Below are 26,397 nucleotides of genomic sequence, written 5' to 3'. Positions count from 1 at the left end.
GTCAGGCCTGCGGCGGCAGATCGGCGACGAGCGGGTGGTCCTTGTCGATGAGTCCCATCTTCGCGGCTCCACCCGGGGAGCCGATGTCGTCGAAGAACTCGACGTTGGCCTTGTAGTAGTCCGCCCAGACGGTGGGCGTGTCGTCCTCGTAGTAGATGGCCTCGACGGGGCAGACGGGCTCGCAGGCGCCGCAGTCGACGCACTCGTCGGGGTGGATGTAGAGCATCCGCTTGCCCTCGTAGATGCAGTCCACCGGACACTCGTCGACGCACGCCAGGTCCTTGACGTCCACACACGGTTGGGCGATGACGTAGGTCACGAGAGCCTTTCCTTTCCTCTGCTCGCCGGCGCGAGCGCGGTGGGGCGTACGCGCCGTCCGTCCAGTATCGCGCAGGCCCACCGCCCAGCACGAACGCGCGTGGGCGGTGCAGGATGTGACGGTGAGCACGACGGCCGACACCCCACCGTGGCGCAGCTGGCGTCCCGGCGAGCGGGTGGTGGTGCGCTACCGGGCCCCGGACGGGCTGCACGACGCGCTGGGCGACCTGCTGCGGGTCGGTCCGGCCGGGGTCGTCGTGCGCACACGTCGCGGTGAGGTGTCCGTCGCCGCCGAGACGATGGTCGCGGGGAAGCGCGTCCCGCCTCCCCCGCCGCGCCGGCGCCGGGACGCTCCGGGACAGCCAGCTCAGTCGCCGCCGCCGTTGCCTCCGCCGTTGCGTCCGCCGCCGTCACCGCCGCCGGACCGCTCCTCGTCCGAGGGCGGGGACCCGCACACCACGTGGTTCCACGGCGAGTAGGTCCAGTTCCAGGTCTGCTCGTCGACCGGTCCGCCGTCCCGGGACCGCTGCCGGGTCACGGTGACCGAGAAGCCGCTCTGCCCGCCCGACTCGGGGATGCACTCGGGCGAGGGGTTGTACACGGTCTGCGGCTCGACGACGTCGTACGGGTCGGACGTCCAGGTCTCGACGTCCCACACGTCGGTCCCCCAGAGCCGGGCGTGGACCTGGTCGCTGCTGACCCAGGCCTCGACGAGAACGCCGTGGTCGGTGTTGTTCCGCCACACCATGTCGGTCGAGGGCTCCCACAGCGTGGCCTCGCGGCCCTGCGGGTACCGGTCGAACCACCGGCTGTGGGGCGTGTGCGCGACGTCGTCCATACCGGCCAGGAACGCGACGTTGTACAGCGTCGTCGAGAGCTGGGACAGGCCGCCGCCGGTGGCGGTCGACTCGAACCCGTCCTCGACGACGCCGGAGGAGACGTAGCCGTTGGCCTCGCTGATCGGTCCGATCGCGTCGAGCAGCGAGAACTCCTCGCCGGGCATGACGAGCGTGCCCGAGGCCTTCGCGGCGCCGGTCTCGAGGTTCGAGGTGCGTACGGGGTCGTAGGGCATCGGCGTGGAGAACTCGGCGATCACCTCGTGCACCCCGAGCGCCTCGGCGTCCTCGGTGGTGAACTCCGGCTCGGACTCCACCAGCTGCACCTCGGCCGTGCGCCGGCTCGAGGTGCCCGCCTCGTGGACGGCGTCGGCCAGCCTCTCGGGGTCGAAGCCGCGACCGGTCGTCGACGGCTGGATCTCGGGCCCGTCACTGCCGAGGACGATCCGGGCGTCCTCACCGGCGACCTCGATGTCGGGGTTGATGTCGACGACGGCGTCCGCCAGCCTCTCGCCGTCGAGCTCGAGCCGCAGGCGGTCCCCGTCCGCGACGAAGGTGGCGTGCCGGGCGAGCTGCTCCGGGGGGACCTCGGCGATCCGGTCGCCGACCTTGACGGTGACCGGCCCGGAGACGAGTGGCTCGGCGAGGTCCTCCAGGGCGCTCTGGACGGCGTCCTGGCCGACCGTCGGCGGGACCTCCTCGGTGGGCAGCTCCAGGGGCCGCTCCTCGGTCAGCCACCGGTCCGCGACGGCCGTGACGGCCGCGTCGACGTCGACGGCGGTGCCCGGTTCCGGCTCGGTGACGTCCGGTGAGACGCCCGAGTAGGCGATCGCGCCCTCGACCGGGGCGACGTCGAGCTCGGTGGCCGCGGACGTCAGCGACTCGCGCAGCGCCGGCTCGTCGACCGTGGTGACGGGCTCCACGGCCCCGAGGCCGAACAACCTGCCCCACAGGACGCGGGGGTCCAGGGTGAAGCCGACGAGCTCGTCCGTGGTGGCGGCCGCGTCGAAGGTCATGCCGGTGGCGGCGGGATCGATGCTCGAGACGCCGTCCCCGACCGTGACCGGGATCGGCTCGCGTGCCACCGGTCCGAGCTCTTCGTCGAGCGTGCTGCGGGCCTCGGCCGCGGGCATGCCGCCGATCGGGACCCCCGCGACGGTCGTGCCGTTCGGCACGCGGTCCCCGAGAAACCACGCGACGCCGACGTAGGCGGCGGCCAGCACCACGAGGACGACGAGCGCCGTCAGGGCGCGCCGACGGCCGCGCCGAGGCCGCTCCTCCTCGAAGCCGACGAGCGGTGAGCCACCGTCGGTGGTGTTGCCGCCGGGCGTGTCGGAGACGGCGGGGACGACCGCGGTGCTCGCCCCGTCCTCCTGCGGCGCGTCGCGGCCCGGCCCTGGCGGTACGTCCTGCCCGGGCCGTCCGGCGTCCTCGTACCGATGGGTGTCCTCGGGGGCCTCCGCGTCGGAGGGCGTGGCGTCCGGCGGCGGGGGCGGGGCGGCGTCCGGCGGCGGGGGCGGCGCGTCCTCGCCGTCCTGCTGACGACGGTCCAGCACGCGGTCCAGGTCGGACATCCCGCTGCTCTCCGTGGCGCCCGAGGCCGGTGTCGTCGTGCCCCGGCCCGACACGGGCGTGCGGTCATCAGTCAACTCGGAACTTCCCTCTTCCCCCGAGGTCCTGGGACGGACCTTCGTGCATGGTAGTAGCCGGTCCGGGCGGGCTTCGCACCCGCCGCACGGCCGTCATCACATCGTTACGCAGGCCGGCGCCGCATGCACAACCTCAGGTCAGCGGCCGGAGTCTGCCCAGGTGGTGGACGAGGCCGCCGGTGCCCGTCGCGCCGGTCCACGCGTCCAGCACCTCGCCGACGACGACGTCGTGGTCGCCGGCCGTCCGGATCCATGCCGTGCGGCACTCCAGCCAGGCCTGTGCCGGCTCGAGGAGGGCGGCCCCGCTGTGCTCGCCGCGGCGGTGGCGGACGCCGACGAGCTGCCCGACGGCCGGCCGGCCAGGGTCGGCGAGCCGTTCGGCGAGGACGCGCCCGTCGCCGTCGAGGATGCTCACGGCCCACGTGTCGACCTCGTCGAGGACCTCGCGCAGGCGCGCGTCGGAATGGACGGAGAAGAGCAGCATCGGTGGGCGCAGCGAGACCGAGACGACGGTGGTGGCCGTCATGGCCAGGTCCAGGCCGCCTCGCCGGACCGCGACCGCCGTCACCCCGCCCGGCAGTCGCGCCATCGTCGCGCGGAACCGGTCGACGAGGTCCGTCTCGACGGGGCTCAACGCGTGGCCTGCCGCCCGCGCGCGGCGCGCGGGGTGTCGGCGTACCAGGCGCCCGGCGTCACGGCTGCGACCGCTGCGGCGACCGGCAGCCCGAGGAGCCAGATACGGCTGATGAGGTCGTCGGTGACGAGCACGTCCTGGTTCGGGGCCAGGTACGTCAGGCCCAGGGCGATGAGCAGCGCGGCGAGCACGTGCAGCAGGATGCCGAGCCGGTCGGCCGCGGCACGGGCGAAGACGCTGCCGACGAGCACGACGAGGAAGGCGATCACGAGGCCCTCGGGGAATCCCTGGTGCGACCAGCGATGCAGCAGCGTCCCCGCCACGGCGACCAGCGCACCGACGATCGCCGCGGAGATGAGGGCGGTCGCCCCGGCAGGTGCCGTCGGGCTGCGTTCCTCGCTGCCGGGTCCGCCCTGACCCGGTGCGCTCCGGTCCGTGGCCCACGGCCAGGCAGGGTTCGGCCCGCTCACGAGAGGGTCCCGCCGAGGTAGGCCGCGAGGCGGTCGACGCCCTCGGTGCCGGCCAGCCGGTCGCGGGTCAGGCCGTCCACGGTGCGCGGGTCGGTCAGCTCCGCGACGAGGTTCCGATCCGGGGCGAGCCGGAGGCTCGCGGTCCCGAGCAGCGGCAGCAGCACACCGTTGCTGACGGCGTGCCACCCGCACACGGGCAGGCCGCGGTTCTCCGGCCGGGCCCGATCCAGCACCGTCACGGCCTGGACCTGGGTGCGGTGCGCGCGGAGCGCCTCGACCACGGCAGGCAGGACGGGCTTGACATCGATCGTCAGGTCGACGTGCTCCGGTGGCACCGCGAGGGACGGCAGCTCGTGCTCCGGCGAGGTGGTGCCGAGGACGTCGCCCCGGTGCCCGAACTGGGGGTCGTGCTCGACCATCGCCTCGAGCCAGCGCAGCGCCGCCCGGTAGCGGTCCGCGGGCTCGACGATCCAGCCCACGACGGGCACGAACCATGGCGCCAGGCCCTCCAGCGGGTCGTCCTCCGCCTCGGTCGGCGTATCCATGGCGGCGAGCTCCACGGCCCGCATGGTGACCCGGTGCACCTGGACGTGGTCGGGGTGCCCGTACCCGCCGTCGGGCTCCTCGGTGAGGACCACCTGGGGCCGCACGCGGCGGATCATGGCGGCGAGCAGCCGCGCGGCGACGTCCACCGGGACCTTCGTGAACGCGTCCGGTCCCGCCGTCTCGGCGGGCCCGGCCAGGCCCGGGCGGATCCACGCCATGCCGGAGTCGGTGAACCGGGCGGGCCGCTGCCCCGCCAGGCCGGGCTCGGTGTCGAGGAAGCGGTGCGCCTTCACCCCGAGGGCCGCCACGGCCCGGGCGATCTCGTGCTCGCGCGTGTGGGCGAGCGCCTGCGGGTCCTGCGTGAGGTGGGCGAGGTCGGGCGGGATCACCTCGCCCGCCTCACCGCGGGTCGCGGTCACGACGTCGACCGGGACACCGGCGGCCGCCGCCGAGGCGAGCAGGCCGCCGGCCCCGAGCGTCTCGTCGTCGGGGTGCGCGAAGACGCCGAGGACGCCGCCCGTGGCGAGCGGCGCCTTGGAGATGGCGTGCGGGTCCGTCACGGTTCCATCATCGCGCGACGCGGCGCCACAAGCACACCTTGCCCGTCAGGCCCCGGCGCGCCGGGCGCGGGCGTTGGCCCGGAACCGCTCGGTGGAGTCCAGGATCACCTTGCGGATCCGCACCGCCTCGGGCGTGACCTCCACGCACTCGTCCTCGGCGGCGATCTCCAGGGACTCCTCGAGCGTGAGCCGGCGCGGGGGCACGAGGTTCTCGAAGGTCTCCGCCGTGGAGGAGCGCATGTTCGTCAGCTTCTTCTCACGCGTGACGTTGACGTCCATGTCCTCGTTGCGCGAGTTCTCCCCGACGACCTGGCCCTCGTAGACCTCGGAGGCGGGCTCGACGAAGAAGGTGCCGCGCTCCTGGAGGTTGATCATCGCGTAGGGCGTCACGGCGCCCGCACGGTCGGCGACCATCGACCCCGTCGAGCGCATCTCGATCGGGCCCTGCCAGGGAGCGAAGCCGTCGGCGATCGAAGAGGCGATGCCGGTGCCGCGGGTCTCGGTGAGGAACCTGGTCCGGAAGCCGATGAGGCCCCGGGCGGGCACCACGAACTCCATGCGGACCCACCCGGTGCCGTGGTTGGACATCGTCTCCATGCGCCCCTTGCGGGCGGCCATCAGCTGGGTGACCGTTCCCAGGTACTCCTCGGGCACGTCGACGGTCATCCGCTCCATCGGCTCCTGCCGCACGCCGTCGACCGTGCGGGTCACGACCTGGGGCTTGCCGACGGTCAGCTCGAAGCCCTCGCGCCGCATCTGCTCGACGAGGATGGCCAGCGCGAGCTCGCCGCGGCCCTGCACCTCCCAGGCGTCGGGTCGGTCGGTCGGCAGCACCCGGAGCGAGACGTTGCCGATGAGCTCGCGGTCCAGCCGGTCCTTGACCTGCCGGGCGGTGACCTTGGCGCCCTTGACCCGTCCGGCCAGCGGCGAGGTGTTGATGCCGATGGTCATGGCGATCGCCGGCTCGTCGACGGTGATGAGGGGCAGCGGGTGCGGGTCGTCCAGGTCGACCAGCGACTCGCCGATGGTGATGTCCTCGATGCCGGCGACGGCGACGATGTCCCCGGCGAACGCCCGCTCCGCGGGGACGCGCTCGAGGGCCTCGGTACGCAGCAGCTCGGAGATCCGGACCGTGCGGCTCGTCCCGTCGGCGCGTGCCCAGAGCACGTTCTGCCCCTTGCGCAGCTCGCCGCCGTGGATCCGCAGCAGGGCGAGACGGCCGAGGAAGGGCGAGGCGTCGAGGTTCGTCACGTGCGCCTGAAGTGGCGCGCCCTCCTCGTACGACGGCGCCGGCACGGCCTCGAGGATGGTGGCGAAGAGCGGCTCGAGGTTCTCGGTGACGGGCAGCTCGCCGTCGGCGGGCTGGGCGAGGCTCGCGCGACCTGCCTTCGCGGACGCGTAGACCACCGGGACGTCGAGGATCGCGTCGAGGTCCAGCTCTCCGACCTCGTCTGCCAGGTCGGCGGCGAGCGAGAGCAGCAGGTCCTGGGTCTCCGAGACGACCTCGGAGATCCGGGAGTCCGGACGGTCGACCTTGTTGACGACCAGCACGACGGGCAGTGCCGCGGCGAGTGCCTTGCGCAGCACGAACCGGGTCTGCGGCAGTGGGCCCTCGGACGCGTCGACCAGCAGCACCACGCCGTCGACCATGCTCAGGCCGCGCTCGACCTCCCCACCGAAGTCAGCGTGCCCGGGGGTGTCGATGACGTTGATGACCACGCCGTCCCCGCCGGCGTCCCGGGCGGCCGGGCCGCGGTAGTGCACGGCGGTGTTCTTGGCGAGGATGGTGATGCCCTTCTCGCGCTCGAGGTCGCCGGAGTCCATGACCCGCTCCCCCGTCGACGCAGGCGTCTGGTGCCCGCCGAACGCGCCCGTCTGCCAGAGCATGGCGTCCACCAGGGTCGTCTTGCCGTGGTCGACGTGGGCCACGATGGCGACGTTGCGCAGGTCGGAGCGCACGGACATGAGGTACTCGCTTTCGGGTCGCCGCGGACGCGCGGCAGCAGGGGGCCGGGCGGGCCCAGTGCCGGGCCACGCCGGGAGAAGTCTAGCCGGGCAGGGCGGCCGGAACCGGTCGGGTGAGCGAGGTCTCAGCCTCGGTCAGCCGAGCAGCGTGACGGTGAGCGCCGCGACGGCCGCCGTGCCCAGCACGACGGCGATCGGACGGGTGTTGAGGGTCGTGCTGACCTGGTCCTCGGCCGCGCCGGACGCGGCGCCGCCGAGCAGGCGCGTCTCGATGACCCGGCCGATCTGCTCGGAGTCCGCAGAGACGATCCGTTCCTCACCGTCGGGGACCTCGAGGAGGTCCGGTTCCGGGTGGCGACTGTTCCGGTCGCCCGGCCGGTACCGGCTGCGGGCCGGGACCGCCCAGGAGGAGTACCGCTTGCCCGAGGTGTGCAGCCGCAGACCCCAGCGGGTGTCGACAGACTCCAGCAGTGACCACGGCACCCGGATGGTGCGCCAGACGTTGGCCAGGCAGACCCCGTCGCGGTCGACGGTCACGTGCGGCTCCCAGAAGACCGCCCAGACGAGTGCGGCGGCCGCGACCGGGACGGCGCCGTACGCCGCCAGCTCGGCCGCCCCGCCGTTGAGCGCGACCGTGACGAGGACGGCGGCGCACCCCAGCCAGCACAGCACGGCCATCGTCTTGGAGGAGCCGGCACGCACGGTGATGGTCGATCGCATGGGCGCCATCATCCCAAGTGAACGGCACGAGGGCGGACAGGCCGGAGGGCCGGTGGTCTCCCACCGGCCCTCCGCCATGCCGCCGTTCAGGGCGTTGCCGCAGGAATCACTCGGCGACGTAGCCCCAGTTCTCCGGGGTGGCCGAGCTGAAGCCCAGGGCCCCGTAGTTGGCGAGGTTGTCGACCGTCGCGTAGATCTGCGGACGCTGGTAGAGCGGCAGGGTGTGTCCCTCTTCCCAGATCAGCTGGTCCACCTGGTTGGCGAGGTCGATGCGGGTCTGCTCGTCCGTCTCCACGTCCACCTGTCCGATGAGCTCGTTGATCTCGTCGTTGTTGAGGTTCGCGTAGTTGGAGTCGTTCACCGACGGGTCGCCGTAGATCTGCGCCAGGCCGTTCATCGGGTACGGGGTGCCCAGCCAGGAGAACGGCATCATCGAGTAGTCCCCGCGGTCGAGGAGCTCGCTCCACGTGTCCTGCGGCACAGGGTTCAGCGGGACGTCGATGCCCACCTCTCGGAGCTGCTCCTGCACCAGCTGGCCCTCGTTCTCGGACACCGGGACCCCGGAGATCGGGTTGAACGGGATCACGAGGGGCTCGCCGTCGCGCTCACGGATGCCGGTCTCCTCGTTCATCACCCAGCCGGCCTCGTCGAGCGTGGCCGCCGCCGCCTGGGGGTCGTAGCCGAACTCACCCGAGTTGTCCTGGTACCCGGTCTGACCGTTCACGAAGATGTGGTTACCCAGCGGCAGCGCGAACTCCTGCGGCAGGCCCGCGAGGTCGGAGTTCATGATCGCCTCGGTGTTGACCGCCTGCTGCACGGCCTGACGCACCTCGAGCTCCTGCAGCGGACCGGCCTCCGAGTTCATCGTGATGTGCCGCCAGTCCGGACCCGCGGCGCTCCGGATCGACGCGTCCGGCGTGTCCGAGGCGATGTTGTAGGCGTTCGGGTCCGGCCCGACCTCGAAGGCGTCGACCTCACCGTTCTGGAACGCCTGCGGTTGTGCCTCGATGGTGATGGCGTGGAACTGCACCTCGTCGAGGATGGGCTCGTCACCCCACCAGTTCTCGTTCGGGACGAGCCTGATGATCTGCTGGGACTCGTTGATGTCCTCGACGACGAACGGTCCCGTCCAGTAGTCGGTGGTGTCCTCGAAGTTCTGCCAGCCGGTGTCGAACGTCTCCGCGTCGGAGACCGACTCGGCCGGCAGGACGCTGCTCACCAGCGACGACCAGTCCGGGTAGGTCTCCTTGAACGTGATGACGACCTGGAACTCGTCCTCGCCCATCTCGACCGACTCGATCTGCCGGTAGGGGTCGACCTGCACGCAGCTGACGTCCATCTCGCCGTTGCAGGCGGTCAGCGTCGCCTCGTAGTCCTCCCACGTGATCGGGTCGCCGGTGTTCCAGACGGCGTCCGGGTTCAGGTTGAGCGTGATGACCTGCTGACCGTCGACGACCTCGTCGGTGTAGTCGAGCAGGAAGTTCTCGTTGGGCTCGTAGTCCGCCTCACCGTTGTAGTGCCAGTTCGTCACCTCCATCAGCGTGCGGACGTCGGAGATGTCGCCCTCGTTGCCCACGGTGTGCATGGGGTTCCACTGCGACGGCAGGCCCTCGCCGATGGCGATGCGCAACGTGCCGCCGTCCTGCAGGTCCTCACGGTTGTGGGAGTTGATGTTGAAGAGCTCCCCGTCTCCTTCGACGACGCCGGTGGGCTCCTCCTGGCCGCCGCCCGCGTTGCCGGCGTCCTCGCCCTGCCCCCCTCCGACGCTGGAGCAAGCACCGAGCACGACAACTGCTGCCGCACCGGTCGCGAGCATCGCGACGCCTCTCTTCGTGCGCACTGTGTGAACCTCCATGGTGTTTGTGGCGACGTACGCGTTGCCTCGCGCCCGGGCGCAGGCCATCGCTGTGGCACGTCTGGTGACGAGTACTGAACCATGTCACAGTGTGAGGTTGGGCACGAGGTCCGGATTTTCGGGGCAGTTGTGACCCAATTGAGACCGCCCGGTAACACCGCGGTGCGGGGGGCCATCGCCAGAAGAGACGCCCGACGTGTCCCCCTCCTCGCGCTCCGCTCGTTCCTCGCTCGCGCTCGTCAGAAGACGTGCCCGATGTGTCCTCCTCCTCGCGCTCCGCTCGTTCCTCGCTCGCGCTCGTCAGAAGACGTCGACAGCCTCGGCGTAGTGACAGGCCGAGCGCTGGTCCTTCGCCATCGGGCGCAGGTCCGGCTGCTCGTCGATGCAACGGGCCTGCTCGCTCTCGGAGAGCGTGAGGAACTTCTGGCACCTGGTCCGGAAGCGACAGCCTGACGGCGGGTTCGCCGGGGAGGGCAGGTCGCCACGCAGGATGATCCGCTCGCGCTGCCGCTCCTTCTCCGGGTCCGGCACGGGGATCGCGGACAGCAGCGCCTGGGTGTACGGGTGGGTGGGCCGCTCGAAGATGTTGTCCACCTCGCCGACCTCGACGATCTTCCCGAGGTACATCACCGCCACGCGGTCGGCGATGTGGCGCACCACCGACAGGTCGTGGGCGACGAACAGGTAGGACAGGTCGAGCTTCGCCTTGAGCTCGTCCAGCAGGTTGATGACACCCGCCTGGATCGAGACGTCGAGCGCGCTGACCGGCTCGTCCAGCACCAGCAGCTTCGGCTCGAGCGCGAGCGCCCGGGCGATGCCGATGCGCTGACGCTGGCCGCCGGAGAAGTGCTGGGGGTAGCGGTTGGCGTGCGAGGGCTCGAGGCCCACCAGGCGCATGAGCTCGCGCACCCGTGACTCCGAGTCGGACCTCGTGTAGCCGTTGGCGCGGAGCGGCTCGGCGATGATGTCGAAGACCGGCATCCGGGGGTCGAGCGAGGCCATCGGATCCTGGAAGACCACCTGGAGATCGCGGCGCAGCCTCCTCCGTGTCGCCCGGTCCTTGATCTGGGCCACGTCCGTGCCGAGGACGACGATCTTCCCGTCCTGCGGCGCCTTGAGGTCGAGGATCTCCAGGAGCGTCGTCGTCTTGCCGCAGCCGGACTCGCCGACCAGGCCGAGCGTCTCGCCCGCCTTGAGCTCGAACGAGATCCCGTCGACCGCGTGCACGGTGCCGATGTGCCTGCGGAAGACGGCGCCCTTCATCAGCGGGTAGTGCTTGACCATGTCGGTCAGCTCGAGCACCGTCTCCCGTTGTTCGCGCGGGAGCTTGGCCAGGTCCGTCTCGAGCACCTTCGGGACCGGGTAGATGTCGGTGTAGTCGAGGTTGCCGGAGGTGATCTCGCCGGAGCGGTGGCAGGCCACCACGTGGTTCTCGCCACGGCTCGGGGCGAGGGGCGGCTCCACCTCCCGGCACACGTCCACCGCCATCGGGCACCGCGCCGCGAACGGGCAGCCCGGTGGGAGGTGCAGCAGCGACGGCGGGTTGCCCTCGACCGGTGCGAGGGCTGTCTTCTCCTCCTCGTCCGGGCGCGGCAGGGAGCCGAGGAGCCCGATCGTGTACGGCATCGTCGACCGGTAGTAGATGTCGTCGACATCGCCGTGCTCGACCACCCGGCCGGCGTACATGACGGCCACCCGGTCCGCCATCCCGGCCACGACCCCGAGGTCGTGGGTGATCATGACGACCGCGGCGCCGGTCTCCTTCTGCGCCGTCTCGAGAACGTCGAGGATCTGTGCCTGGATCGTCACGTCGAGCGCCGTCGTCGGCTCGTCCGCGATGATGAGGTCCGGGTCGTTGGCGATGGTCATCGCGATGAGCGCACGCTGCCGCATCCCGCCGGAGAACTCGTGCGGGAAGGCCTTCGCACGCACCTGCGGGTTCGGGATGCCGACGAGGTCGAGCAGCTCGACCGCCCGCTTACGTGCCTCGCCGGCCGACATGTCGCGATGGATCTGCAGCGCCTCGACGATCTGGTCGCCAACGGTGTACACCGGCGTCATCGCGGAGAGCGGGTCCTGGAAGACCATGCCGATCTGATCGCCGCGCACCTTCGACATGTAGGCGTCCGACCTGCCGAGCAGCTCCTCGCCGTGCAACCTGATGGACCCGGACACGTTGGCGTTGTCCGCCAGGAGCCCCATGATCGACATCGAGGTGACCGACTTGCCGGACCCGGACTCGCCGACGACGGCGAGCACCTCGCCCGCGCTCACGGAGAAGCTCACCCCGCGCACGGCGTGGACCACGCCGTCCTCGGACGGGAACCGGACGTTGAGGTCGTCCACCTCGAGCACCGGAACGCCGGGCCTGCGGGTCGGGACGCCCGCCGTCGTCTCGCGCGGGCGGGAGCCGGTCTGGATGTTCACGCGTGGCCTCCGGACTTGGACGAGGGGTCGAGAGCGTCGCGGAGCCCGTCACCGATGAAGTTGACGCACAGGATCATCACCACGAGCACGATCGCCGGGCTCTGGAAGATCCATGGGTAGCTCGCGACGTTCCGTTGCCCCTCGGACAGGATCGTGCCGAGCGAGGTCTCCGGGGACTGCACACCGAAACCGAAGAAGGACAACGACGTCTCGCCGAGCACCGCCGCCGCCACCGCGAGCGTGGCGTCGATGATGAGCAGCGAGGAGATGTTGGGGATGACGTGCCGGAAGATGATGGTCGGCGCCCGCACGCCCATGTAGCGCGCGGCGGTGACGTACTCCAGGTTCTTCACGCTCATCGTCATCGACCGGACCACGCGCGCGGAGAGCATCCACCCGAAGGCCGAAAGCAGCAGGATCAGCACCAGCACGGAGCCGCTGCCGCCTCCCGTCCCGACCATGATGATCGCGATGATGAGGAACGACGGGACGACCAGCAGCAGATCGATGACCCACAGCGAGAGCCGTTCGAGCCAGCCGCCGAAGTAGGCGGCGAACGCGCCGACGCATGCCGCGACGAACGTCTGGATGAGGGCGACGCCGATGCTGATCAGCATCGACTTGCGCAGACCTTCGATGGTCAGCGCCAACAGGTCGCGGCCCGCCTGCGTGGTCCCCAGGGGATGATCGCCACCGGGCGGCTGCAGGAAGGCCTCCTGGTCGATCTCCTGGTAGCCCCAGGGGCTCACCAGCGGCCCGATCAGCGCGATCAGGACGAGGATCCCGTATCCGATCAGACCGACGACGGCGGTCTTGTTGCGCAGGAAGCGACGCAGCACGATCCGGCCGCGCGACAGCCGCTTGTCGCCCGGCTCGAGATCCTCCTCGGGCCCGGCGTTCGCACCCGCCGGGGGCACCTGCCCGGCGAACGCCGGGTCTGCTCCGCCGAGGCCGGTCTGGACGGATGCCATCTCAGCTCACTCTCACTCGTGGGTCGAGGGCAGCAACCAGGAAGTCCGAGAGTGTCGCGCCGATGAGGATGCACACGCCTCCGAACGCCGCGAACGCGACGGACCCATGGACGTCGATCTCCTGGATGGCCTGCACGCCGTAGGCCCCCATGCCGTGCCAGCTGAAGACGATCTCGGTGAAGGTCGCACCGAGAACCATCTGCGCCATGGAGAACGCGAAGTAGGTCCCGGTGGGGATGAGGGCGGTGCGGAGGGCGTGCCGCCGCAACGCCGCCCCCTTGCGCAGGCCCTTGGCGCGCGCGGTGCGCACGTAGTCGGCGCCGAGGGTGTCCAGCATGAGGTTGCGCTGGATACGGCTGTAGAACGCCATGCTGGACAAGGCCAGCGCGACCGTGGGGAGGAGCAGGTGCTGTGCCCGGTCCACCAGCCACGCGAGCGGGTAGTCACCCGTCTGCCCGGTCTCGCCGACGAACTCGAAGAGCTGGAACCCGAGCATGTAGTTCAGCTGGATGGCGAGGAGCTGCAGGAAGACGGCGGTGACCAGGATCGGTGTGGAGATGAAGACCAGCGAGGCCAGCGTGGTCGCGCGGTCCGAGAGCTTGTACTGGCGGACGGCCGTCCACGCACCGATGGCGACTCCGGCCACGGTGCCGACGACGGATCCGACGAGCACCAGCCGCAGGGACACCCACACCCGGATGCCGATCTGCTCGTTCACGCTCTCACCGAGGAGCGTGCTGCCCCAGTCCCACCGCGTGACGATGCTGGTCAGCCACGTCCAGTAGCGCTCCAGGATCGGCACGTTGTCGCTCAGGTTGGCCCGAAGAAGTGCGTTCTCGATGGACTGCGGGTCCAGCGGCGGGTTCCGCATCTCCAGGATCGAGCGCGGATCCATCGAGGTGGCGGCGAGGAAGTACGTCAGCGAGATCGCGACGAAGAGCAGGATGAGGTAGTTCAGGAACCTGCGCGCGATGAACAGGGCCATGCTCACTCTTTCCCGACGAACGGATCAGTCACGCCGCCCCACCACAGCCTCTTCCCGCCGTCGCGCGTCGGGCGTGCCGCGCCGGCCCGCACCGACCTGACCTGCGGTGTCCTGGCGCCACGACACTGTACATCTCGCTCCATTACGACCATGTTGCCTGCGGGTCACGGACGCGACCCGATCCTCCGTTCAGTGCTGCGCCGGGCCCTCGGGTCCGAGGTCGCTGTCCGGGACCTCCGGGCCGATCTCGAGCGTGGCGCCCGGGATCGCCGCCAGGAGCTCCCGCGTGTAGTCCTCCCGCGGGCTCTCGAACACCTCGTCCGTCGTGGCCTGCTCGACGATCCGGCCCCTCTGCATCACCGCGACCTCGTCCGCGATCTGCCGCACCACGGCGAGGTCGTGGGTGATGAAGAGGTAGGTGAGGCCGAGCTCGGCCTGCAGGTCGTTGAGCAGTGTGAGCACCTGGTCCTGGACCAGCACGTCGAGCGCGGAGACGGCCTCGTCACAGACGACGAGCGCCGGCTCGAGCGCGAGCGCCCGCGCGATGGCGACGCGCTGACGCTGCCCGCCGGACAGCTCGTTCGGGTAGCGCCGCATCGTCGAGCGCGGCAGCGCGACCATGTCCAGCAGGTCGGCCACGCGCTGCGCACGCTGCCGCTTGTCACCCACCCGGTGGACGCGCAGCGGCTCCTCGATGATCCGGAAGATCGAGTACATCGGGTCCAGCGACCCGTAAGGGTTCTGGAAGACGGGCTGCACCCGGCTGCGGAAGTCGAAGAGCTGACGCCGGTCCAGCGTGCCGACGTCGGTGCCCTCGAACCGCACGGTGCCGGAGGTCGGCTGGAGCAGGTTGAGCAGGATGTTCGCGACCGTGGACTTCCCGGAGCCCGACTCCCCCACCAGCGCCATCGTCGAGCCCCGCGGGATCGAGAACGAGACCTCGTCGACCGCCTTGAAGTCCTGCCCGGTGCCGGGGACGCCGCCACGCAGGTGGAAGACCTTCGTCAGGTTCTCCACCTCGACGATGTCCTTGGCCCTGGCGAGCTCGGCATCGTCGTGCGCGAGCAGCTCCGCCGACTCCAGACCGCGCTCCTTGGCGCTCTGGATACGGCGGGAGGTGAGGGACGGGGCCGAGGCGACGAGCCGTTGGGTGTACGGGTGCCGCGGCTCGGTGAGGATCTGCCGGGCCGGGCCCGACTCCACCACGCGCCCCCGGTGCATGACGACGACGTGCTCGGCACGCTCGGCCGCCAGCCCCAGGTCGTGGGTGATGAAGAGGACGGCGACGCCCCGCTCCTGCGTCAGGTGCTCCAGGTGGTCGAGGATGCGTCGCTGGACCGTCACGTCGAGCGCGGAGGTCGGCTCGTCGGCGATGAGCAGCCTGGGGCGTCCGGCGAGCCCGATCCCGATGAGGGCGCGCTGGCGCATGCCGCCGGAGAACTCGTGCGGGTACTGCTTGGCGCGGCGCTCCGCGTCCGGCAGGCCGGCGGCCTCGAGGACCTTGGTGACCTCGGCGTCGGCCTCCCGTCCCTTGGCGATGCCGTTGGCGACCAGGGCCTCCCGGACCTGGAAGCCGATCTTCCACACCGGGTTGAGGTTCGACATCGGGTCCTGCGGGACCAGGCCGATCTCCCGGCCGCGAAGCTCCTCCATCTCGCTGCGCGAGGCGCCCACGAGCTCACGCCCGAGGTACGTGATCGAGCCCCCGGTGACCTTGCCGGTACCCGGGAGCAGGTCGATGATGGCGTGCGCAGTCGTCGACTTCCCGGACCCTGACTCCCCCACGATGGCGACCGACTGGCCGGGGTAGACGGTCAGGTTCGCGCCGCGGACGGCCGGGACCATCCCGGTGCTGGACCGGAAGCCGACCTCCAGGTCGCGGATCTGCAGGAGCGGCGCGTTCGGGTCGACGTCGCCGGCGAGACGGGCGTCGGTGGTGGTCGTGGTCATCGTTCACGCAACTTCGGGTCGAGGGCGTCCCGCACGGCGTCGCCCATCATCATGAAGCCGAGCACCGTCACCGCGAGCCCGCCCGCCGGGTAGAACAGGATCTCCGCGTTGCTGCGGATCGAGTCCTGCGCCTTGGAGATGTCGCCGCCCCAGGAGACCACCGACGTCGGCAGGCCGATGCCCAGGAAGGACAGCGTCGCCTCGGCGACGATGAACACGCCCAGCGCGACGGTCGCGTAGACGATGATCGGGGCCGCCGCGTTGGGCATGACGTGCCGGGCGAGGATGGCGAGGCGGCCGGACCCGAGCGCCCTGGCCGCGGTGATGAAGTCGTTGTTCTTCACGCTCAGCACGGCGCCACGGGTGATGCGGGCGATGTTCGGCCAGCCGAACGAGGCCAGCACCACCGCCACCATGAGGGCGTTGCGGTCGGTGAAGACCTGCATGATGACGATGGCGGCGAGCACCAGCGGCACGGCGAAGAAGATGTCCGTCACGCGCGAGAGGATCGTGTCGAACCACCCGCCGAAGTACCCGGCGATCGCGCCCACGAACGAGCCGACCAGGACCACGGCCGCGGTCGCGAGCACGCCGACGGTCACCGACGCGCGGGCGCCGTAGATGGTCCGCGTGTAGATGTCGCAGCCCTGGCGGTCGAACCCGAAGGGATGTCCCGCGCGCGGGGCGCCGTGGGAGTTCGCCAGGTCGCACCCGCCGTGGGCACCGATCGAGGTGAACAGCTGCGGGAAGGCCGCCACCGCGCACACGACCACGATGATGACCGCGGATACCCAGAAGATCGGGCGACGGCGGAGCTTGCGCCACGCCTCCGACCACATCGAGGACGGGGCACCGGAGTCGTCGACGGCGTCGACGGCTCCGAGGCCCGTCTCGTCCGTCTCGGCGAAGAAGTGCTCCTGGTGGCGGCGGGCGGCGACCGGGCCCCGGCGGCCTCCGGGCGCGGTGGTGTCAGGCATAACGGATCCTCGGGTCCAGGGCGGCGTACAGCAGGTCCACGACGAGGTTGGCCACGATGAAGACGAGCACCAGGACGGTGGTGAGCGAGACGACGGTGGCCGGCTCGCCGAGCGAGATCGCCTCGAACAGGGTGCCGCCGACGCCCGAGATGTTGAAGATGCCCTCGGTGACGATCGCGCCGCCCATGAGCTGGCCGAGGTCGGCACCGAGGAACGTCACCACCGGGATGAGGGAGTTGCGCAGCACGTGGACGTTGACCACCCGCGACCGGCTCAGGCCCTTGGCCGCCGCGGTGCGGACGTAGTCGGCGCTCCGGTTCTCCGCGACCGAGGTGCGGGTGAGCCGCAGGACGTAGGCGAGCGAGACGGCGCCGAGCACGATGGCCGGCAGGAGCAGGCTCATGAAGTCCGGGTCGGTCCCGGCGGTGACAGGCAGCCAGCCCAGCTGGACGCCGATGAAGATCTGCAGCGTCATGCCGATGACGAACGTCGGCACCGCGATGACGAAGAGGCTGACGACCAGCACCGTGCCGTCGAAGATGCCACCCCGGCGCAGGCCCGCGAGCAGACCCAGCCCCACCCCGAGGATCGCCTCGAAGGCCAGAGCCATCACCGCCAGCCGGGCGGTGACCGGGAACGCCTCGGCGAGGACGTCGATGACCTCGCGCCCGGAGAACGTGACCCCGAAGTCGAAGGTGAGGATGCCCTTGAGGTAAAGCAGGTACTGGACGAGGAACGGCTCGTCGAGGTTGTAGCGCTCCCGGAGCCGGTTCGCGAGCGCCTCGGGCAGCCCACGTTCGCCGCCCAGCGCCGAGATGGGGTCGCCGGGCATGGCGAACACCATGAAGTAGATGAGCAGCGTGGCCCCGATGAAGACGGGAATCATCTGCAGCACCCTGCGCCCGATGTACCGGAGCATGTGCCTGGTCTCCTTGTCTGGGGCAGTCGCGGGACGGGCCGCACCCTACGCCGTCGGCGCGGGTGAGATGAACTGGCTGAGGTCGGCACACGGGTGGGGCGGGGCCCGCAGGCCCCGCCCCACCGCCGTCAGGGACGGCGAGCCGACGTGGTGATCACTCGACGACGGTCACCTGGTAGAGCACCGGGACGCTCTTCCAGTCGAACTCGACGTTCTCCACCCGCTCGGAGTGGCCGCCGACGACGTTCTGGTACCACAGCGGGATGCCCGGCAGGTCCCGGAAGAGGACCCCCTGGGCCTCGAGCAGGATCTCGTTCGCCTCCTCGATGGTCTCCGCGCCGTTGGCCTCGGTGACCAGCGAGTCGAACTCCTCGCTGGAGTATCCGGCGTCATTGGATCCGGCGTTGGTGAAGTAGATCGGCGCCAGGAAGTTGTTCAGCGCCGGGTAGTCGGCCTGCCAGCCGCCGCGGAAGATGCCGCGGATCTCCTCGGCGTCCCGCGCGTCGGTGAACTCCTGGAAGGTGGCGTAGCCGTCCATCTCGCACCCGATCTCGAGGTTCTCGATGATCTGGTTGCACACGGCCTCGACCCACGGCTGGTGGTCGCTGTCGGTGTTGGTCGCGATGTAGAGCGGCTCGTCGCCCCACGGCTCGATGGCCTCGGCCTCGGCCCACAGCTCAGCGGCCCGGTCCGGGTCGTACTCGAGCACCTCGTTGCCCGGGACGTCCTCCGTCCAGCCGTCGATGACGGGCGAGGTGAAGTCCGACGCCGGCGTCCGGGTGCCGTTGAACAGGGTCTCGGTGATCTGCTCGCGGTCGAACGCCATCGAGATGGCCTGGCGCCGCAGCAGACCGGCCTCGCCGGAGAACTGCGGGAGGTACTCGGGGACGTTGATGACCTGGGTCAGCGCGCTCGGCTGGTTGGTGGCGCGGTCACCGAGGTCTGCCTCGTAGCTCTCGAAGGAGGACGCCGGCAGGTTGTCGACGATGTCGATGTTGCCGCCCAGCAGGTCGTTGTACTGCGCGTCCTCGTTGTCGTACATGAGGAACTCGATGCCGTCGTTCTGCGGCACGCGGTCACCGGCGTACTCCGGGTTGGTCACCAGCCGGATCCTGGTGTTGTGCTCCCAGGCGCCCTCGCCGTCCATCATGTACGGCCCGTTGCCGATCGGGTTCTCGCCGAAGGCCTCCATGTCCTCGAACGCGCTCTCCGGCAGCGGGTAGAACGCCGAGTAGCCCAGGCGGACCGGGAAGTCGGACTCCGGCTGCTTGAGGGTGACCGTGAAGGTGTGGTCGTCCACGACCTCGAGGCCGGTGAGCTCGCTGTCCTCGTCGTACGAGAAGCCCTCGATGCTCTCGAAGAAGTAGCTGCTCGCCTGCTCGTTGGACAGCAGTGCGCCGTAGTTCCACGCGTCGACGAAGCTCGAGGCGGTCACGGGCGAGCCGTCGTGGAACGTCCAGCCCTCCTTGATCGTGATGGTGTAGGTCTGGTTGTCCTCGGTCTCGATGGACTCGGCGACCTGGTTGTACGGCTCGCCGTTGGTGTCGTAGGACACGAGTCCGTCGAAGAGCTGGTCGAGCACCTTGCCGCCGCCGGTCTCGTTCGTGTTCGTCGGGACGAGTGGGTGCTGCGGCTCGGTGGTGTTCACGGTGATGATGGCCTCGCCACCGCCGCCTTCGTCGCCTCCGCCGCCCGAGCCCCCGCCGCACGCGGCGAGAACCAGCGAGCCAGCCAGTGCGGACGCAGCAATGCCCGCCATACGCCTGGACTTCAATGTTCCTCCTGATGAGTGAGCAGAGTGCTCCGCGCTGCGCCTCGCTGAGCGCACGCGCACCCCTCCCGATCGCGGGAATGTGAACGGAACGATAGGCCGCGCCGACGAACGGACCCGAATCCGGAGACCGATCGTTACAACATCGTGATCACATGGTGAGACTGCCGACACATGGCGTGGCCTTGCGCGGAGCCCCGCCGGAGCGGCCGATCGGGGCGAGGGCGCAGATCACCGTCCTGCCCGGTCGTGCACGACGGGCCGCCGGACGGCGCCCGCGACGGCGGGTTGGGGTTGCACGTGCGGGCCACGGCGTACAACGGTGGTGATGTCCGAGGCGCGTGCGTACTGCCGATGAGTGGGCGTAGGCGTCGACCGGCCCGAGGAGCCGGCAAGCACCGCACCGACGACAGGAAGTGACATGCTCACCCTCACCGACAACGCCCAGGCCGCCGTGAAGGGCCTGACCAGCGAGGCCAACCTGCCCGACTCGGGCGGTGTGCGCATCGCGCTGACGGCCGACCAGAGTCAGCTCGAGATGAGTCTGGTGACCGAGCCCGAGGAGAACGACGAGGTCATCGAGACCGACGAGGCCAAGGTCTTCGTCTCGGCAGACACCTCCCCGATCCTCTCCCGCCACACCCTCGACGCCGGCCAGACCGCGGACGGCATCGGCTTCAGCCTCAAGCCGCAGGAGGACCCCGCGGCCGCACCGGAGGATCCCGAGACCGCCTGACCCCGTCTCCCCCCGGGAACAGCCGTCCGTCGAGTCTGCGCACCGGCCGCCCGCACGTCGGACGAGGCGCGTCGGGTCAGCGCGGGACGACGCCGAATCGCCGGTTCGTCAGCGAGGGGTTGCGCTCGCGGACCTTGACGACGGTCTCCGGGTCGATGTCCACCACGGCCACGCCGGGCTCGTCACCGAGCTCGGCGAGCACCTCGGCCGCGGGACCGACGGCCAGCGAGCGGCCGGTCCGGTACTGACCGCACTGGCCGGCCGCAAGCACGTACGCGGTGTTCTCGACGGCGCGCGCCCGGGCGAGGACCTGCCAGTGCATGGCCTTGCCCGGGCCCGCCATCCACGCCGCGGGCACGAGCAGCACGTCCGCGCCCGCGTCGACCAGGAACCGCGCCATCTCCGGGAAGCGCAGGTCGTAGCAGGTCATCACGCCCACGCCGAGACCGCCGAGCGGGAGCACCAGCGCCTCCGGCGGTGCGGCCTGCAGCCGGTCCGACTCCCGGTCGCCGAACGCGTCATAGAGATGGACCTTCCGGTAGCGCCCCTGCGGCACACCGTCCGGCCCGACAGCGACCACCGTGTTGGCGGGCCGCGCACCGGTCTCCTCCGTCATGCCGGCGACCACGGTGATCCCGTACCGGACTGCCAGCTGGCCGAGAGCCGTGACGAACGGGCCGTCGATCGGCTCGGCGTCCGCCCGCAGCCCCTCGGGCGTCGGCCGGGGATCCCACGACATCGCGTACTCGGGCAGCAGCACCAGGCCCGCGCCGCGCTCGGCGGCCCGGGCGACGAGGTCGCCGACCGCGGCCAGGTTGGCCGCCTTGTCCGTGGTCGCGCCGAACTGAGCCACCGCCATGAGCATGGCACCGACCCTACGGCGAGTCGGCACCCGCCGGCAGGTTCCCAGGACCGCCGTTCCGGCGGCCACTGCTAGGTTTCGACCATGAGAGGGGCACTCAGCCTTGTCCTCGCAGCGGTCGCCGTCGTGGTGGCGGCTCCGCTCGCCGCCCACGGCGGCTACACCGTCCTCATGCAGACGCGGGCCTTCCTGCCAGCCGCCGGGTACTGGTGGCTGGCGCTCGCGACGCTCCTGCTCGTGCTCGCGAGCGCGAGCGTGGCCCTGTCCTGGATCGGTGCCGTCGTCGTGGGTGCCGTGCAGGTCGCCCTCAGCGTCGTCGTCCTCGTCCTCAGCCTGGTGCCGACCGAGCTCGGCGCGGTCGCGTTCCAGATCATGGGCCACCTGTCCGAGGTCCTCGGCGGTGGCTCGGTGGGTCATGGCCTGACCGCCATGATTCCCCTCGGAACATGGCTCGTGACCGGCACCATCATGGTCGGCGGTGGCATCGCCGCGCGGTGGCGGGACCAGGGCGCCCGGCGCAACGCTGCACTCCCGGTCGCCGGCCTGCTGGCCCTCGGCGCGGGCCTGGCGCTCGTGCTGCACTTCGGCCACGTCCAGTACGAGGAGACCTTCGTACACATCAGGACACCTGCGCTCCCGATGCTGATGCTGCTGACCGGCGCCCTGCTCGTCGGCGCCGGCGTTGTCGCCACCCGCTGGGGAACCTGGCACCTCTGGCCGGTGATCGCCGTGACCCTGCTGGCCGGGTTCCTCCCGCTGCTCGCGCTCAACGTCGCCGAGTGGCTACCCGGGTGGGCGCTCGCGAACACGGCACTCGCCCTGGGGGTGCCGTTCCCCGTGGCGGGAGCCCTCGCAGGCCTCGCCGTGGGTCTCGTGCTCCGCCGCCGCCTGGGTGGGCGCACGGCCCACGGGCCCGCGGGACCGCAATACGCGCAGTGGTCCGCAGGGCAGTACCCGCCGCCGGGAGCGGTGGCGGGTCAGTACCCGCCGCCCGGGCAGCCGCAGCCGTCCGGTTCGCCGCCATACGGCTCGCAGCCGTACGGGCCCCCGCCGGACGGCTACCCCTCGCCGGACGGCTACTCCCCGCCCGGCCAGACAGGTCCACACGGGCCGTCGGCCCGATAGGGGCAGCGCCGGTCGAGGGCGGCCCGGGCTCGCCCAGGCAACCGCGTGGCCGGACTAGAGTCGGCAGGCACCATGGGCTCCGGCCAGCACCCGTCCGCCGGCGCGATGCTCACCACGCTGGTGCGAGAGCTCGTGCGCCAGCTCCAGTCCGGCCTCCCTGCCGCACGGGCGGACCGGGACGACGCCGTGCACCACCTGCGCACGGTCGTCCGGCGTCTCCGGACGGCGCTCTCGGTGCACCGCTCCCTCCTCGATCCGCAGGCCCGGACCCGGCTCCGCGAGGGACTCGCCGAGCTCGGCGCGCGCCTCGGCGAGGTCCGCGACCTCGAGGTCCGGGCGCACCAGGCGGCCGACCTCGTCACGGAGGTCGAGGCGCCGGGTGACGTGCGCCGTCGTCTTGTGGGCGACCTGGAGATTGCGCACGCGGACGCGCACGCACGGCTGGTCAGGTGGTGCGCGTCGGACGACGCTGCACAGCTGTGGGCGGAGCTGCGGCGCTGGGCCGAGGAGCCGCCGCTGATCGCCGCCGCCGGGAAGCCCGCCAGAACGGTGGCACGACGTGCGGTGCGCAAGGAGACGGACCGCCTGCTCCGCCGGTCGGCAGACCTCGATCCCGCCGCGGACCTGGAGGGTGCCCATGTGGCCCGGAAGGCGGCCCGCCGCCTGCGGCACACCGCCGAGGCCCTCAGCCGTCCACCGGTGAGGATCCTCGGCAAGCGGGTCCGACGGCTCGGTAAGGCGGCATCGGGCCTGCAGAGCGTGCTCGGCACGCACCGGGACGCCGTCCTGCTCGCCGCCCACGCGCGCGACGTCGCCGGATCGGTGCGGGGCGGGGACGGATCCCGGGCGCCGTACGACGGGATCGCCGCAGCCGCCGAGCGGACCGCCGACCGGGCTCTGGAGGGCCTGGCGGACGCCGTCGCCCGGGTGCGGAAGGCGGCGCACGCGATCCGGTGACGTCCCGGCGGTCAGGCCTTCGGGCGCAGGACGAGCACCACGATCCCGGAGTCGAACCGCACCGTGTCGGCCAGCTCGAGATGGGTGATCTCGCCGATCGGCGCAAGGTGCTCCCCCACTCCGGACAGCACCGGGAAGTACCAGAGGTGCAGCTCGTCCAGCAGGCCGGCAGCGAGCAGGTCGTAGCTGAAGGGTCCGGTCCCGAACTTCAGCAGCGTGCCGTCCCCCTCCTGCTTGAGCGCCGCGACCGCCTCGACGGCGTCGCCCTGGAGGATCTGCGCGTTCCACGTGGCCTCGGTGAGCGTCCGGGAGGCCACGTACTTCGGCAGCGCGTTCATCTTGTCCGTGTAGGGGTCGCCGGACATGGTCGGCCACGTCTCGGCGAAGCCCTCGTACGTCTCGCGGCCGAGCACCAGCCCTTCGGCGGGCTCGAGGAGGCGCTGGCTGTAGGACTGGTGCTCCTCGTTCCAGTAGGGCATGGACCAGGCCTCGGGGTTGGAGACCATGCCGTCGAGGCTGAGGAACGTCGACTCGATGAGTGTGCGCATGGAGTCAGATTCAATCGGCGCCGGGATCGGCACGTCTTGTACCGAGACGCGGACGTACCCGTCGTCCCGGTCGTCAGGCCGGCCCGAGGTCGAGACCGAGTCCACCCGCCGCCACCTCACCCGGCGTGTGCCCGACGAACCGGCGCAGCGCACGGGTCAGGTGCGGCTGGTCGTAGTAGCCCGCGTCGTAGACGACGGCGGCGAGCGGAGTCCCGCGACGCAGCAGGTGCGCGGCCCTGTGCGCCCGCTCGATCGCGGCATGGGTCCGCCGGGAGATGCCGACCGCGCGGGTGAACCGTTCCTGGGCCGTGCGTGCGGACAACCCGCGCATCTCGCCGTGGCGGATGTCCTCGACCGCGGGGTCGAACGCCAGGACGCCCGCCCGTGCCAGGCGGTCCAGGAGGACGTCCACGTTCTGCGGTGTCGGCATCTGCCACGCCTCGCCGGCGAGCAGGAAGCGGTCGTCGGGCAGCACCGAGAGCATCTGGTCGTTGAGGTCGCGCAGCCCGCCAGGCGGATGCATGCGCAGGTAGGCACCGAGGCGCAGGTCGACGCCGAAGAACTCGGCGTCGGCCGGCACCGGGAGCTGTGTGGCGCGTGTCTCCGGCCCGCGCACGGTGACCCACGTGGTGCCTCCGACGCGGGTGAAGGCGAGGCCGGGATGGCTGCCCGCCACGGACGTGAACGCCGTCGGCCGGTGAGACTCGCTCGCCCAGATCCGCACGTGCCGCCCGCCCGGACCGCACAGCACCTCGTGCCGCAGCCCCGCGCCGTCGTCGGTCATCGCGGGGAGACTACCGGGCCGACTACCCGGCCGTTCCTGGCCGGCCAGCCCCGCCCTGTGCCGTGTGGGCGGCCGGTGGGAGCATGACCTCATGTCCGCGAGCATCGGTGTGATCTTCCGTCCGCAGTCCCCGCCCGAGGACCTCCGCGCCGCCGTCGAGGCGGCCGACCTCGCGGGGGTGCCGGAACTCTGGCTCTGGGAGGACTGCTTCAGCGAGGGAGGACTGACGACGGCCGCAGCGGCGCTGTCGTGGTCCACCCGGCTCCGCGTGGGCATCGGCATCCTGCCGGTGCCGCTGCGCAACCCCGCGCTGCTGGCGATGGAGATCGCGACCCTGGCCCGCCTCTTCCCCGGCCGTTTCGTGCCCGGGCTCGGCCACGGCGTCCTCGACTGGATGGGTCAGGTCGGCGCGCGTGCCGCCTCGCCGATGACGCTCCTGCGCGAGCACACCGCGGCCGTGCAGGACCTGCTCGCCGGCCGGAGCGTCGACGTCGCGGGCCGGTACGTCACGCTCGCGGACGTCCGGCTCGACTGGCCGCCCGCCGAGCCGCCGGAGCTGCTGGTCGGTGCCCGCGGTCCGAAGACCGTCGCGCTGGCGGGCGAGCTCGCCGACGGCGTGGTGCTCGACATCTCGGAGCTGGCCAAGGTCCGTGAGGTGCGCGGCCAGCTCGACGACGCGCGCGCGGCCGCCGGACGGGACGGCCGGGCCCGGCTGGTGGTGAACGAGGGCGTCGAGGTCCGGCAGGACCGGTCCAGCCTGCCGGAGCGGATCGCGGACCGGGTGGGGGCACTGCACGAGGCAGGCGCCGACACGGTCGCGCTGGTGTCGGCGGACGACGACGCACCGGACCCGCGGCCACTGGTGGAGGCCGTCGCGCCCATCCTCTGAGTCCTCCGGAGACTCGGCTCGACCCTCCGGCGGAGGGGTTCGAGCGCGCCTCAGCCGCGTAGCCGGACGGTCTGCGCCGTCTCGACGAGCTCGCGGAGCACGGTCCGCTCGTGCGGGGTGTCGTTCGGCTGGTGCAGCGTGAGAAGGAGGCGGCCGTCGAGGGTGCGGGCGATCATGCCGTGCCCGCCGTCGTCGGCCCACAGCGGGGTCTCCTCCTGCACCCACGGCCCGCGCACCGTGCCGGTGACCGAGCGGGCCACGCCCATGGCGTAGCCACGGCTGCCGAGGCTGGACCAGAGCATGACCAGGCCACCGGAGGCGAGCCGATGCAGGAACGGGCCGTCCGTGACGTACGCGGCCACGTCCTCCGGTACGCGACGGTGCCGGAGCCGCACGGCCCAGGGCGCCTCGGAGGCGCGGAACAGCAGCACGGGTTCCCCGACGGCCTGCCGCAGGTCCTGGGACAGCCGGACCGCGCACACCTCGCCGTCGTGCACCTGCTCCCACTCGTGGCAGAAGACCATCCACGGCTCCCCCGCGCCGTCGACGTGGAGGGTGCCGTCGAGGCACTCCCAGTCCCGCGGGGTCACCGGGCCGTCGCTCCACGGCACGTACGGTCCGACGGGGCGGTCGGCGACCAGGACCTGCGTGCCGCGGCGCACGCCGTCGGCCTTGAACGTGGCGAGCATGAAGAACCGGCCGGCGTGCCGGTGGACCTCGGGCGCCCAGAAGTTCCGGTCGCTCCAGAAGCCGGCCGGGGGCCGGAAGGCCGGGATCGGCCCCTCCCACCCTTCGAGGTCCGTGCTGCGGTAGCAGTCGAACCCGGTGGCCGGTGGGCGCCAGATGTCGTTGTCCGTGCTTCCGAAGAGGACGTACCCGCCGTCCTCCGGGACGGTGAGGAGGAAGGGGTCCCGGATCTGGATGTCGCTGAGCCGCATCGCCG

24 protein-coding genes are annotated in these 26,397 nt (G+C 71.3%); 5 read left to right on the top strand and 19 right to left on the bottom strand.

The features are described 5' to 3' along the window. Window position 1 precedes the first annotated feature (1 nt). The gene (gene fdxA / locus ACFQQL_RS07690; RefSeq protein WP_382392899.1) at window positions 2-319 is read right to left on the bottom strand and encodes a ferredoxin; all 318 of its coding nucleotides are present in this window, start codon (window positions 317-319) and stop codon (window positions 2-4) included. A gap of 106 nt (window positions 320-425) precedes the next feature. Here fdxA and ACFQQL_RS19165 point away from each other — a divergent pair, with 106 nt between their 5' ends. After that, on the top strand, window positions 426-797 hold the full coding sequence (locus ACFQQL_RS19165; RefSeq protein WP_465253996.1) for a putative acetyltransferase: 372 nt from the start codon (window positions 426-428) through the stop codon (window positions 795-797). On the opposite strand, the gene ACFQQL_RS07685 is transcribed toward ACFQQL_RS19165, so the two are convergent. The 14 genes from ACFQQL_RS07685 to ACFQQL_RS07620 form a co-directional block, all read right to left on the bottom strand. Further along, on the bottom strand, window positions 686-2,728 hold the full coding sequence (locus tag ACFQQL_RS07685; RefSeq protein WP_382392897.1) for a VanW family protein: 2,043 nt from the start codon (window positions 2,726-2,728) through the stop codon (window positions 686-688). The two genes, ACFQQL_RS19165 and ACFQQL_RS07685, sit on opposite strands and share 112 nt — an antisense overlap. A 208-nt stretch (window positions 2,729-2,936) precedes the next feature. After that, the gene (locus ACFQQL_RS07680) at window positions 2,937-3,437 is read right to left on the bottom strand and encodes a flavin reductase family protein (RefSeq protein WP_382392895.1); all 501 of its coding nucleotides are present in this window, start codon (window positions 3,435-3,437) and stop codon (window positions 2,937-2,939) included. After that, a complete protein-coding gene (locus ACFQQL_RS07675; protein ID WP_382392893.1) occupies window positions 3,434-3,907 on the bottom strand; it encodes a hypothetical protein in 474 nt (157 codons plus the stop codon). The genes ACFQQL_RS07680 and ACFQQL_RS07675 overlap by 4 nt, the downstream gene beginning before the upstream one ends. Next, entirely contained in the window at window positions 3,904-5,013 is a 1,110-nt protein-coding gene (locus ACFQQL_RS07670; RefSeq protein WP_382392891.1) for a PIG-L family deacetylase, read from the bottom strand. The genes ACFQQL_RS07675 and ACFQQL_RS07670 overlap by 4 nt, the downstream gene beginning before the upstream one ends. 45 nt (window positions 5,014-5,058) lie before the next feature. Then, on the bottom strand, window positions 5,059-6,978 hold the full coding sequence (gene typA / locus ACFQQL_RS07665) for a translational GTPase TypA (protein WP_382392887.1): 1,920 nt from the start codon (window positions 6,976-6,978) through the stop codon (window positions 5,059-5,061). A gap of 135 nt (window positions 6,979-7,113) precedes the next feature. Then, on the bottom strand, window positions 7,114-7,698 hold the full coding sequence (locus ACFQQL_RS07660; RefSeq protein ID WP_382392885.1) for a PH domain-containing protein: 585 nt from the start codon (window positions 7,696-7,698) through the stop codon (window positions 7,114-7,116). Between the two features lie 106 nt (window positions 7,699-7,804). Beyond that, on the bottom strand, window positions 7,805-9,538 hold the full coding sequence (locus ACFQQL_RS07655) for an ABC transporter family substrate-binding protein (RefSeq protein WP_382392883.1): 1,734 nt from the start codon (window positions 9,536-9,538) through the stop codon (window positions 7,805-7,807). Between the two features lie 315 nt (window positions 9,539-9,853). Beyond that, window positions 9,854-11,980: an ABC transporter ATP-binding protein gene (locus tag ACFQQL_RS07650; RefSeq protein ID WP_465253995.1), complete on the bottom strand. Its 2,127-nt coding sequence runs from the start codon at window positions 11,978-11,980 to the stop codon at window positions 9,854-9,856. Then, a complete protein-coding gene (locus ACFQQL_RS07645) occupies window positions 11,977-12,951 on the bottom strand; it encodes an ABC transporter permease (protein WP_382392881.1) in 975 nt (324 codons plus the stop codon). Before ACFQQL_RS07645 ends, ACFQQL_RS07650 begins: the two co-directional genes overlap by 4 nt. A gap of 1 nt (window position 12,952) precedes the next feature. Further along, window positions 12,953-13,936, bottom strand: a complete 984-nt coding sequence (locus tag ACFQQL_RS07640) for an ABC transporter permease (RefSeq protein ID WP_382392879.1) — start codon at window positions 13,934-13,936, stop codon at window positions 12,953-12,955. A 189-nt stretch (window positions 13,937-14,125) separates the two neighbouring features. Then, window positions 14,126-15,886, bottom strand: coding sequence for a dipeptide ABC transporter ATP-binding protein (locus ACFQQL_RS07635; RefSeq protein WP_382392877.1), 1,761 nt, complete (start codon window positions 15,884-15,886; stop codon window positions 14,126-14,128). Next, the gene (locus ACFQQL_RS07630) at window positions 15,883-16,863 is read right to left on the bottom strand and encodes an ABC transporter permease (protein ID WP_382392875.1); all 981 of its coding nucleotides are present in this window, start codon (window positions 16,861-16,863) and stop codon (window positions 15,883-15,885) included. Before ACFQQL_RS07630 ends, ACFQQL_RS07635 begins: the two co-directional genes overlap by 4 nt. Beyond that, entirely contained in the window at window positions 16,856-17,782 is a 927-nt protein-coding gene (locus ACFQQL_RS07625) for an ABC transporter permease (RefSeq protein WP_382392873.1), read from the bottom strand. Before ACFQQL_RS07625 ends, ACFQQL_RS07630 begins: the two co-directional genes overlap by 8 nt. Window positions 17,783-17,936: 154 nt before the next feature. Next, window positions 17,937-19,556 carry a peptide ABC transporter substrate-binding protein gene (locus tag ACFQQL_RS07620; protein WP_382392871.1) on the bottom strand — a complete coding sequence of 540 codons (1,620 nt, stop codon included), beginning with the start codon at window positions 19,554-19,556 and terminating at the stop codon, window positions 17,937-17,939. Between the two features lie 418 nt (window positions 19,557-19,974). Between ACFQQL_RS07620 and ACFQQL_RS07615 the strand changes: the two genes are divergently transcribed. Next, entirely contained in the window at window positions 19,975-20,289 is a 315-nt protein-coding gene (locus tag ACFQQL_RS07615; RefSeq protein WP_382392869.1) for an iron-sulfur cluster biosynthesis family protein, read from the top strand. A 76-nt stretch (window positions 20,290-20,365) separates the two neighbouring features. Here the strand turns inward: ACFQQL_RS07615 and ACFQQL_RS07610 are convergent, their stop codons facing one another. Beyond that, on the bottom strand, window positions 20,366-21,154 hold the full coding sequence (locus ACFQQL_RS07610) for a carbon-nitrogen hydrolase family protein (RefSeq protein WP_382392867.1): 789 nt from the start codon (window positions 21,152-21,154) through the stop codon (window positions 20,366-20,368). An 81-nt stretch (window positions 21,155-21,235) separates the two neighbouring features. Here ACFQQL_RS07610 and ACFQQL_RS07605 point away from each other — a divergent pair, with 81 nt between their 5' ends. Continuing rightward, the gene (locus ACFQQL_RS07605) at window positions 21,236-22,276 is read left to right on the top strand and encodes a hypothetical protein (RefSeq protein ID WP_382392865.1); all 1,041 of its coding nucleotides are present in this window, start codon (window positions 21,236-21,238) and stop codon (window positions 22,274-22,276) included. A gap of 72 nt (window positions 22,277-22,348) precedes the next feature. Further along, entirely contained in the window at window positions 22,349-23,233 is an 885-nt protein-coding gene (locus tag ACFQQL_RS07600) for a CHAD domain-containing protein (RefSeq protein ID WP_382392863.1), read from the top strand. Between the two features lie 11 nt (window positions 23,234-23,244). On the opposite strand, the gene ACFQQL_RS07595 is transcribed toward ACFQQL_RS07600, so the two are convergent. Together ACFQQL_RS07595 and ACFQQL_RS07590 are read right to left on the bottom strand one after the other, a co-directional pair. After that, a complete protein-coding gene (locus ACFQQL_RS07595; protein WP_382392861.1) occupies window positions 23,245-23,781 on the bottom strand; it encodes a dihydrofolate reductase family protein in 537 nt (178 codons plus the stop codon). Window positions 23,782-23,854: 73 nt separating this feature from the next. Next, window positions 23,855-24,565, bottom strand: coding sequence for an AraC family transcriptional regulator (locus tag ACFQQL_RS07590; protein WP_382392859.1), 711 nt, complete (start codon window positions 24,563-24,565; stop codon window positions 23,855-23,857). Between the two features lie 91 nt (window positions 24,566-24,656). Between ACFQQL_RS07590 and ACFQQL_RS07585 the strand changes: the two genes are divergently transcribed. Further along, window positions 24,657-25,454, top strand: a complete 798-nt coding sequence (locus ACFQQL_RS07585) for an LLM class flavin-dependent oxidoreductase (RefSeq protein WP_382392857.1) — start codon at window positions 24,657-24,659, stop codon at window positions 25,452-25,454. Window positions 25,455-25,504: 50 nt separating this feature from the next. Here the strand turns inward: ACFQQL_RS07585 and ACFQQL_RS07580 are convergent, their stop codons facing one another. Continuing rightward, a complete protein-coding gene (locus ACFQQL_RS07580; protein WP_382392855.1) occupies window positions 25,505-26,392 on the bottom strand; it encodes a glycoside hydrolase family 43 protein in 888 nt (295 codons plus the stop codon). Window positions 26,393-26,397: the final 5 nt, after the last annotated feature.

It is taken from the genome of Georgenia alba (assembly GCF_042665525.1).
Lineage (GTDB): Bacteria > Actinomycetota > Actinomycetes > Actinomycetales > Actinomycetaceae > Allobogoriella > Allobogoriella alba.
This window is presented reverse-complemented; position numbering and strand designations above follow the sequence as displayed.